Source organism: Bacillus sp. FG16 (assembly GCF_057809515.1).
Genome location: NZ_JBMDKC010000150.1, coordinates 1 through 8,886 on the forward strand (window position 1 = coordinate 1; position 8,886 = coordinate 8,886).

Sequence of the window (8,886 nt, forward strand, 5' to 3'; positions counted from 1 at the left end):
GAGGTTCAGACACAAAAACAGGCTGTAGAGAAGACTTTCTCCACAGCCTGAAAAACAAGCGCATCAATATGATGCGCTTGTTTTATTTCTCTTCCCTAAGAATGAATCGTTTTTTTTACTGGATATCCATAAATAGATCCATCTTTTACTTTAATCTCATCCTCCCAAGGAACCTTATATTTACCTTCAGCTAAATCTTTTACAAACGTATATGGATTTTCTTTCACCCCACCAGGAGTTGCTACATATCCCCTTGACCCTAGATTATATATATTATTTTCTAATCCCCATCCTAATCTAGCCTGATCTGCTAGTTCCGGATATACTTCAGCAGTCACAATCTCCCAAGGATTTCGATGCCCCTGTACTAAAGTAGTCCCATCAAAATTACATACTTGTCCTTCACCAAAGTAATAAAATACACCATCATAACCCGCTAAGTTTACCGACAATGTATACATTAAATTTTGCCATGCATTTGAACGATTGGTTAGCATCCATTGTTCACTAACTTGTGTGCTATATCCAGAAATACGGATCAAGACATTTGCTCCTTTATAGGCCGCTTCACGAGCTACTTCAGGGAACATGCCATCATGACAAATACAAACAGCTAATTTACTTCCTCCAGGTCCATCACAAACAGGTAAGCCTAAATCTCCAGCTTTCCAAGGCTCGACTGGCACCCAAGGATTTAGCTTACGATACTTCAAAATCATTTCACCTTGTGGATCAATAATAACTGCTGTATTATACGGTTCTCCACCATCAGGATTTTTTTCCATTATTGAAAAAACACCATATACTTTAGATTCTTTGCATGCCTCAGCAAATAAGTCGGTTTCTGGCCCAGGCACTGTACATAAAAATTCTTCTGTAGTCCATTTTTTTGTATTGAGCCCTTGTGTGCTATATTCAGGAAATACTATCAATTCTAATCCAGGGTAACCTGATTTAGTCGAATGAATTGTTTTTATGATTTGTTGAATTTGTTTATCAATGTCTGCACGTGACTCTACTACTGGTACTGGATATTGAATTAACGCTGTCAAAAAACCACTAATCGGCTTTACCATACTTCCACTACTACCCATTTAAATTCCCCCTTAAAATAGTCTATGTTTATTAAAGAAAACACTATAAAGTGAAACTTTAATCAGCGGGGTGTCCATCCCTCACTGATTATTAACCTTCACCAATCAGGCTTTTACGGACAGCCCGACTCCCGCAAATAGCAGGAGAAAGTTGTAAATCTCTAAAAAACTTGCACTACATATGGAAATATTACGTCTTAAAGCTAGTAGTAAATTTTATATCCACTTTTAGTACATGCCTACACTAAGTTAACATAAAAGGTCAGAAAATTCAATCTTTTATACTCATTATAATTTAAAAGAAAAAAGTGCATGAGATCTCCCATACACTTCTTCTACTTAGTCTGCAAATAAGGTGGTAATTGCTGCAACTGCTCCTTATCCTTTTCACGCTCTCTACGTGCCCATCTAAAGAATACATAGCCTATAATTGTACCGTACACTATTTCCTGGACAATTTTCATTATGATACCACCAGTTTGTTGGTCTTGTACTACTGGCATCCAGTGTAAAAATTCTGGTCCAGTTATATTTAAATCTGATAAAGTGCCCGCCGGTACACATAGTTCCATTGCTTTCATCCAAGCGGCTGGATCCGTATACGTTGCGAATAACGGAGCCGTCGCAAAAATTATTAACGCACAAGCTGGCGTTAATAATATACCGTTAGCAAACATGTAACCAAGTTTCTTTATATCACTTAACGTTTGATATTCTGGTAACGGATTTAGCATCGGCCACCACATCATGATTGCTGTAAAAAACAATATAGTGAGACAAATAGGATGAGCAATTTGACTTTGTTTTACCGTATCAAAAACAACTGGTAAATGATAAAAAGAAAACAGGCCGTTAAATACAAACAATGCAATAAGTGGTTTAGCAAATACCTTTAATATAATTTGAACGAACTTAAAAGAAGTAATGTAACGATATAACCAAATTGGTATACCAAGCAACAGTAACGGTGGAACTGCAATATACATGACTGCCATTTCAAACATATGAGCACTAAATATAATATGGCCAATTAAATCAATAGGCCCTCCCTTTACAAAATACAAAAGAACAATACCAGTCGTAAAATAAATAATTTGCTTCTTACTTACCTTCGTCGCATTTTCAAATCTCATTCTATAAGGCCCAATAATTAAGAAGTACCCAATAAGAATCGAAAGCATAAATAATAAAAAAATTGGACTCCATAAAGCCTGAAAACCAAATATCCATAAGTTACTCATTGTCACACCTACCTTCTTAAGGTTATTCCATAATATGAAGAGGGAGCTGTGACAACACAAGCTCCCTTATTTTTCACTTTTCAAACCCACACGATTGTCATAAAAGCTAAAATTGTAATTAACCCTATTAGCAGACCAGAGTAAAGAAAGAAACTTGCCGCTTCATGTCCTTTATGACTCATATGCATAAAATAATACAATTGAAAAATCACTTGTACCACTGCTAATAGTAAAATAAATGGCACCGAGAAAGTCGGACTAAAAGTTTTTGGATACGCCACTGCTACAAATGCAACTAATGTTAAAAAAATCATTAATGCAAACGTAATAACTTGATGCTTCATTTCCTCCGCACTTTTTCTCTTCCGATAAACAAGATCAACTTTAGGATTATTCGTTTGCTTTATCGCCATTGTTTATCCCACCATTCCCATTAAATATACTACAGTGAAAATAAACACCCAAACTACGTCAATAAAGTGCCAATAAATCGATGCAACATAAAACTTCGGTGCATTGTATAAATTTAGACCTCTCTTCGCATTTCTAAAGATTAATGTTAAAATCCAACACAATCCAAACAATACGTGGAGTCCATGTGTACCAACAAGAGCATAAAACGCAGAGCCAAACGCACTACTTCTCATAGTATGCTTAAATTCATGTGTATAATGATAAAACTCATATATCTCAAACCCTAAAAAACCTAAACCTAGCAATACAGTTACTAGTAACCAAAGTTGCATTTTCTTAAAGTTAAAGTTTTTCATATGGTACATCGCATATACACTCGTTAAGCTACTCGTTAATAAAAGCATCGTCATAATGAAAACGAGCGGCATTTGGAACATCTCTTGAGATGTTGGTCCACCATTTGTAGAATTCTTTAGCGCTAAATATGTGCCAAACAAGGAAGCGAACAACACTGTTTCGCCTCCAAGAAATAACCAAAAGCCGACAAACTTATTTTTCCCCTCAAGGGTTGCTTTTTCAGGCTCTGCTGGAAATGTTTCATTCGTTAATTTTTCATCTACATGCATTATGCCTTGCCCCCCTTATCCTCTAAATCTTCCTTATGAATATGATATCCATGATCATCGATTACTGAACGTAGGAACATTGTGCCAAATGTAATGATTAAACCAATAATTGCTACTAATAACCAGAACTTATCTTTTCCGCCCTGCATATACATTGCACCAAATGCCGCTATAAACAATCCGAAAGAAATGACAAATGGTGAAAACGAAGGATTTGGCATATGAATATCACCAACTGGTTCCGCTGCTGTCATCTCTTTATTACCTTCACGTTTTTCAATCCAAAACGGATCTAATCCGCGAACAAATGGTAGTTGTTTAAAGTTATATTCTGGTGTCGGTGCTGGCATCGTCCATTCTAATGTACGTGCATCCCACGGATCACGACCAGCTTTTTCTTTTGATACTGTCGTTTTAATTACATTGAATAGAAGAACAATCGTCCCAAGAGCCATAAACACCGCTCCGATAGAACTAATCATATTCCCCATTTCCAACCCTTGCCCTTCAAGATATGTGTAGTAACGGCGTGGCATACCAATCAAGCCAAGGAAATGCTGAATAAAGAACGTTAAATGGAAACCGATAAAGAATAGCCAAAACGTTATCTTTCCTAATGTTTCATTTAATACTTTATTAAACATCAGTGGCCAATAATAATGAGCTCCTGCAAGTAAACCAAATACAACACCGCCAACGATTACATAATGAAAATGTGCTACTACGAAATAGTTATCATGAAATTGATAATCAGCTGGTGCAGATGCTAGCATAACCCCTGTAACTCCACCCATGACGAATGATGGAATGAAAGCTACTGCCCACATCATCGGTGTTGTAAAACGAATATTTCCGCCCCACATTGTAAAGAGCCAGTTGAATATTTTGATACCAGTCGGAACCGCAATCGCCATTGTTGCAACTGAGAAAATAGCATTAGCAACTGGACCAAGTCCAACAGTAAACATATGATGCGCCCATACCATAAATCCTAAAAATCCAATTAATACAGTCGCAAACACCATCGATGAATAACCAAACAATCGTTTTTTCGAAAATGTCGCGAAGATTTCTGAGAATATTCCGAAAGCTGGGAGTATAAGAATGTATACTTCTGGATGACCGAAAATCCAGAATAAATGCTCCCATATAATTGTATTCCCGCCCAATGCTGGATTAAAGAAACTTGTTCCAAATAAACGATCTAACATTAAAAGTCCTAATCCTACAGTTAACGGTGGAAAAGCGAATAATATAAGCGAAGATGTTACAAATGTCGTCCATGTAAACATCGGCATACGCATATACGTCATTCCTGGCGCACGCATATTAATAATGGTTACAAGGAAGTTAATACCTCCAATTAATGTACCAATACCTGAGATTTGCAAACCGAGTACATAGAAATCAACACCATGACCTTTAGAGGCTAAAGCTAAAGATGCATAAGATGTCCATCCTGCATCAGGTGCTCCACCTAAAAACCAACTTAAATTTAAAAATACTCCACCAAAGAAAAATAACCAAAATCCGAGTGAATTCAAAAACGGGAACGCTACATCACGTGCACCAATTTGAAGTGGTACAGCGGCGTTCATAAATGCAAACACGAGTGGCATAGCTGCGAGGAAAATCATTGTTGTACCGTGCATCGTCAATACTTGATTATAAGCATCCCCAACAAGAAAAGCGTTGTTAGGAATCGCTAATTGAAGGCGAATAAATAGAGCTTCTATTCCGCCTATTACAAAAAACAATCCACCTGCAATTAAATAGAGAATGGCAATCTTTTTATGGTCTACTGTCGTTAAATAATCCCATATGACAGCACCCATCCCCTGTTTTTTTGCTACAGAACTCACGTTTTCAACCTCCCCTTCGCGAATAATCCCTCTTTACTTTTCAACTTTTAACGTTTGTAAGTATGCATTTAATGCATCAATTTGATCATCCGTTAAGTTGCCATATTTGCCAGTCATTTTGTTTCCTGGCTTCATATTTTCAGGATCTTTCAGCCATTTTTTTAAGTTTTCTTCATTGTTTTCGGCAATACCAGCAACCATATCGCGATCCGCAAAGTTTGCTAAGTTTGGTGCGATACGAGCGGAAGGTGGTCTACTATCATTAGATCCAACTGCGTGACAACCAATACAGCTTTTATTAAATATTTCTTGGCCCTCTTGCGCCTTTGTTGAAGCTACTTCTTTCTTCCCATCAATCTTCTTCATATCAGCAAGCCAATTTTTGTACTCGCTTTCATCTAAAGCTTTCACTTTAAATTGCATTAAAGAATGTGATGGGCCGCAAAATTCTGTACAAAAACCATTATAAGTGCCCGATTTATCTGCCTTTAACCACATTTTGTTCACATTGTCTGTATTTGTATCCATTTTCCCAGCTAAAGATGGAACCCAAAATGAGTGTTTAATATCGGCACCCTTCAAATTTAAATACACTTTCTTACCTGTGGGGATGACTAAATCTTGCGAAGTTACTATCTTTTCTGATTTATAAGAAAATTCCCACCAATAAAGATTCGCTGTTACATCAACAACGATAGTATCTTTATCAATATTCTTTTTCTCCATCGCACTTACATCAGCAAGTTTGAATGTATATGTAACCGTTGGAACAGCTAAGATTAGTAAAAGAATAATCGGAATAACTGTCCATATAATTTCTAGCTTGTGATTTCCTTCAACTTGCTCTGGAATATAATCTTCCTGACCTTTCTTTTGTCGGAAACGCACAATTACATACAAGAAAATAATAGTAACTACTAGTACTACTCCTACCATGATTGCACTCGCCAGTAGAAGTAAATCATATTGCATTTTTGCTACTTCTCCTTGCGGAATTAAAGTAGATTGAAAGGCTTCACCGCATCCCCCTAACAGTAAAGCCAGCAGTGAAACGAACGAAAGCAGTCGCCACTGTTTCTTCATACAAACAACCCCCACTTTCCTTGTGAATTAGATTGTACTTTATAGTTAAGTAAAGTAAATCTCAACGTAAAGAAATCCAATTATGTCGTTGTCTTAGAAGAATGTAACTACAATCATTGATACAAATAAGATTGTTAAATAATTTAGGGAATAAACAAACATTTGCACGGACCATTTTATGTCATCTTTCTTACGGAAGCCATAAAATCCTAAAGCGATCCATCCGATGTTAAGCAGTGTTGCAATTACCATAAATGTTATCCCTAGTCCACTCATATAAAATGGTAGTGGTAATAAACATACTGTCCAAATCATAATTTGGCGTTTCGTAATTTCAAATCCATGAACTACAGGAAGCATTGGAATTCCTGCATTTCGATATTCATCAACACGTTTCATCGCTAATGCAAGGAAATGTGGGATTTGCCAAATAAACATAATTAAAAATAACATCCAAGCAATTGGATGACCTAAAGATGGATCGATTGCTGCCCATCCAATTAAAGGTGGAACTGCTCCAGATATACTACCTACAACAGTATTTAGTGTATACTTTCTCTTTGTCCATAAAGTATATAGGACAACATATGTGAAAGCACCAATAAATCCCATTAAAACTGCCATTGGTGTTGTTAATAATAAGAATACAAATCCAAGAAGTAATATAACTAGTCCAAATGTAAGTGCAAATCCTGGTTTATACTTTCCAGTAACCGTTGGACGAGTCTTTGTTCTTTCCATTAACGGATCGATGTCTCTATCGATGTAGTTATTTAAACAACATACCCCCGCCATAATTAATCCAGAACCAACGATTGTAAAAAATAGCTTATCCAGATTGTCCATCACACTTAATCCATTAAAGTGTAACGCCAACCAAAATCCTGTAAATACAGTAAGTGTATTTGAGTTTACAATCCCCATTTTAACGAGTGCTGATAAATCTTGTAACCGAGTTGTTTCCGGTACACTTGTAACAGCGGACTCATCATGCAGCTCACTTGTTGCATGGTTCATCACTCTAACCCCCTCTTAAAACTTTCATCTTTCTTTTTGCGCCTATTTCAAATGAAATAATTCGCTTCTATATAGCAATATTATTACAGTAGAAACATTGTTAACCCATTCTACTACTAATCTACGCCCATACTCCAATATATTAAATCATATTTCCTGAACATTTTGTGAAGAAAACATGAACTTTTTGTGTCGAATATAAAAAACTTCATTCTGACTTGTCCTTATCATAACATGATGTTACATTCTATAATAAACTATTTTCTCCTATTTAACACGTATTCTCCCCATTTCTTTTCAAAATAGCCTATTTTTCACCTAAATTTTTCCTTACGAACCCTGTTTTCACACCTATTTTCTCTCCCTTGTCTTCCCCCTCCATTTCTTTGCTATTTTATTATTTTTTATATATCATAGGAACTAGCGCGTTTTATTCTATACATAATGGAATGAAAATATTTCGCAATAACTTCATAGCAGAAAGATGGTGAAAGAGATTGCAACGCTTTATTAAATGGTTAGCAGTCATTACAAGCCTTGATTTATTAATAGTTTTATTAGGAGGCGCTTTAGTTACAAAAACAGGTTCTGGTCAAGGTTGTGGTAAATCATGGCCACTTTGTAACGGTGAATTTGTTCCATCTAATTTATCAATGGAAACTATTATTGAACTTAGCCACCGATTAACATCAGGATCAGCTGGAATTCTTGTCACTCTCCTTTGTATTTTATCCTGGAAATATTATAAACATGTGCGTGAAACAAAAACGTTAGCAATTTTATCCTTCGTATTTTTAGTTGCACAAGCATTAATGGGAGCAGCAGCAGTTGTTTGGGGACAAATGCCAGCTGTACTTGCTATCCATTTCGGTATTTCCTTAATTTCATTCGCTTCTGTCATTTTATTAACGTGTCTTATCTTTGAAATTGACCAAAAATTTGATGCACGTTCACTTATTATGGACAAAAAAATGAAATTTCATATTTATGGTGTAACAATTTACAGTTATATCGTCGTCTACACAGGCGCTTTAGTACGTCACGAACGAGCTAGCTTAGCCTGTCCAGACTTTCCTTTATGTAGCAAAAACAGACCTATGCCAACTCAACTACATGAGTGGGTTCAAATGGGCCATAGAGTTGCAGCAATGTTAATTTTCGCTTGGATACTTTACGCGATGATTCTCGCTATTCGTCATTACAAACAGCAACCTGTAGTATATTGGGGATGGATCATTTCATTTATCCTTGTTACACTTCAAGCTGTAGTAGGAATTTTAGTTGTATTTACAAACGCTAGTTTAGCAATGGCATTGTTACATTCTCTATTCATTTCTTGCTTGTTTGCCGTACTATGCTATTTAGTTATGTTAGGAACAAGAAGTAAAGTGAATGCAAAAGAAGCCGAATCAACTTCTAAACAAACAAAATAATTTAAAACTAAAATCCCTTGCCAATTCGGCAAGGGATTTTTTGCAATAAAGAAAAGAGCTGTATTGAAGTGACCCCTAAAAGTTAGACACGGTTATTTCATTAGGCAGCTTGATAA

8 protein-coding genes are annotated in these 8,886 nt (G+C 36.1%); 1 reads left to right on the forward strand and 7 read right to left on the reverse strand.

The features are described from left to right. Nucleotides 1-95: 95 nt before the first annotated feature. The 7 genes from ACODS7_RS29670 to ctaB all read right to left on the reverse strand — a co-directional run bounded on the left by ACODS7_RS29670 (nucleotide 96) and on the right by ctaB (nucleotide 7,337). A complete protein-coding gene (locus ACODS7_RS29670; protein WP_000535802.1) occupies nucleotides 96-1,094 on the reverse strand; it encodes a formamidase in 999 nt (332 codons plus the stop codon). A 335-nt stretch (nucleotides 1,095-1,429) separates the two neighbouring features. Next, nucleotides 1,430-2,335: a cytochrome c oxidase assembly factor CtaG gene (gene ctaG / locus ACODS7_RS29675; RefSeq protein ID WP_016080459.1), complete on the reverse strand. Its 906-nt coding sequence runs from the start codon at nucleotides 2,333-2,335 to the stop codon at nucleotides 1,430-1,432. Nucleotides 2,336-2,415: 80 nt separating this feature from the next. Beyond that, the gene (gene ctaF, locus ACODS7_RS29680) at nucleotides 2,416-2,748 is read right to left on the reverse strand and encodes a cytochrome c oxidase subunit IVB (protein WP_016080458.1); all 333 of its coding nucleotides are present in this window, start codon (nucleotides 2,746-2,748) and stop codon (nucleotides 2,416-2,418) included. Nucleotides 2,749-2,751: 3 nt separating this feature from the next. Continuing rightward, a complete protein-coding gene (gene ctaE / locus ACODS7_RS29685) occupies nucleotides 2,752-3,375 on the reverse strand; it encodes a cytochrome c oxidase subunit III (RefSeq protein WP_000557861.1) in 624 nt (207 codons plus the stop codon). Further along, the gene (ctaD, locus tag ACODS7_RS29690; RefSeq protein ID WP_172452085.1) at nucleotides 3,375-5,210 is read right to left on the reverse strand and encodes a cytochrome c oxidase subunit I; all 1,836 of its coding nucleotides are present in this window, start codon (nucleotides 5,208-5,210) and stop codon (nucleotides 3,375-3,377) included. The genes ctaE and ctaD overlap by 1 nt, the downstream gene beginning before the upstream one ends. Before the next feature lie 60 nt (nucleotides 5,211-5,270). Then, a complete protein-coding gene (gene coxB, locus ACODS7_RS29695; protein WP_243169349.1) occupies nucleotides 5,271-6,320 on the reverse strand; it encodes a cytochrome c oxidase subunit II in 1,050 nt (349 codons plus the stop codon). A 93-nt stretch (nucleotides 6,321-6,413) separates the two neighbouring features. Next, nucleotides 6,414-7,337, reverse strand: a complete 924-nt coding sequence (gene ctaB, locus ACODS7_RS29700) for a protoheme IX farnesyltransferase (protein WP_001015060.1) — start codon at nucleotides 7,335-7,337, stop codon at nucleotides 6,414-6,416. A gap of 497 nt (nucleotides 7,338-7,834) precedes the next feature. Here ctaB and ctaA point away from each other — a divergent pair, with 497 nt between their 5' ends. Then, a complete protein-coding gene (gene ctaA / locus ACODS7_RS29705; RefSeq protein ID WP_016080456.1) occupies nucleotides 7,835-8,770 on the forward strand; it encodes a heme A synthase in 936 nt (311 codons plus the stop codon). The last annotated feature ends 116 nt before the right edge of the window (nucleotides 8,771-8,886 follow it).

Excerpts from the sequence above, each read along its gene's own strand:
- ACODS7_RS29670 (WP_000535802.1), bottom strand. The coding sequence starts at position 1,094 with ATGGGTAGTAGTGGAAGTATGGTAAAGCCGATTAGTGGTTTTTTGACA.
- ctaD (WP_172452085.1), bottom strand. The coding sequence starts at position 5,210 with ATGGGTGCTGTCATATGGGATTATTTAACGACAGTAGACCATAAAAAG.
- ctaB (WP_001015060.1), bottom strand. The coding sequence starts at position 7,337 with ATGAACCATGCAACAAGTGAGCTGCATGATGAGTCCGCTGTTACAAGT.
- ctaG (WP_016080459.1), bottom strand. The coding sequence starts at position 2,335 with ATGAGTAACTTATGGATATTTGGTTTTCAGGCTTTATGGAGTCCAATT.
- coxB (WP_243169349.1), bottom strand. The coding sequence starts at position 6,320 with ATGAAGAAACAGTGGCGACTGCTTTCGTTCGTTTCACTGCTGGCTTTA.
- ctaF (WP_016080458.1), bottom strand. The coding sequence starts at position 2,748 with ATGGCGATAAAGCAAACGAATAATCCTAAAGTTGATCTTGTTTATCGG.
- ctaE (WP_000557861.1), bottom strand. The coding sequence starts at position 3,375 with ATGCATGTAGATGAAAAATTAACGAATGAAACATTTCCAGCAGAGCCT.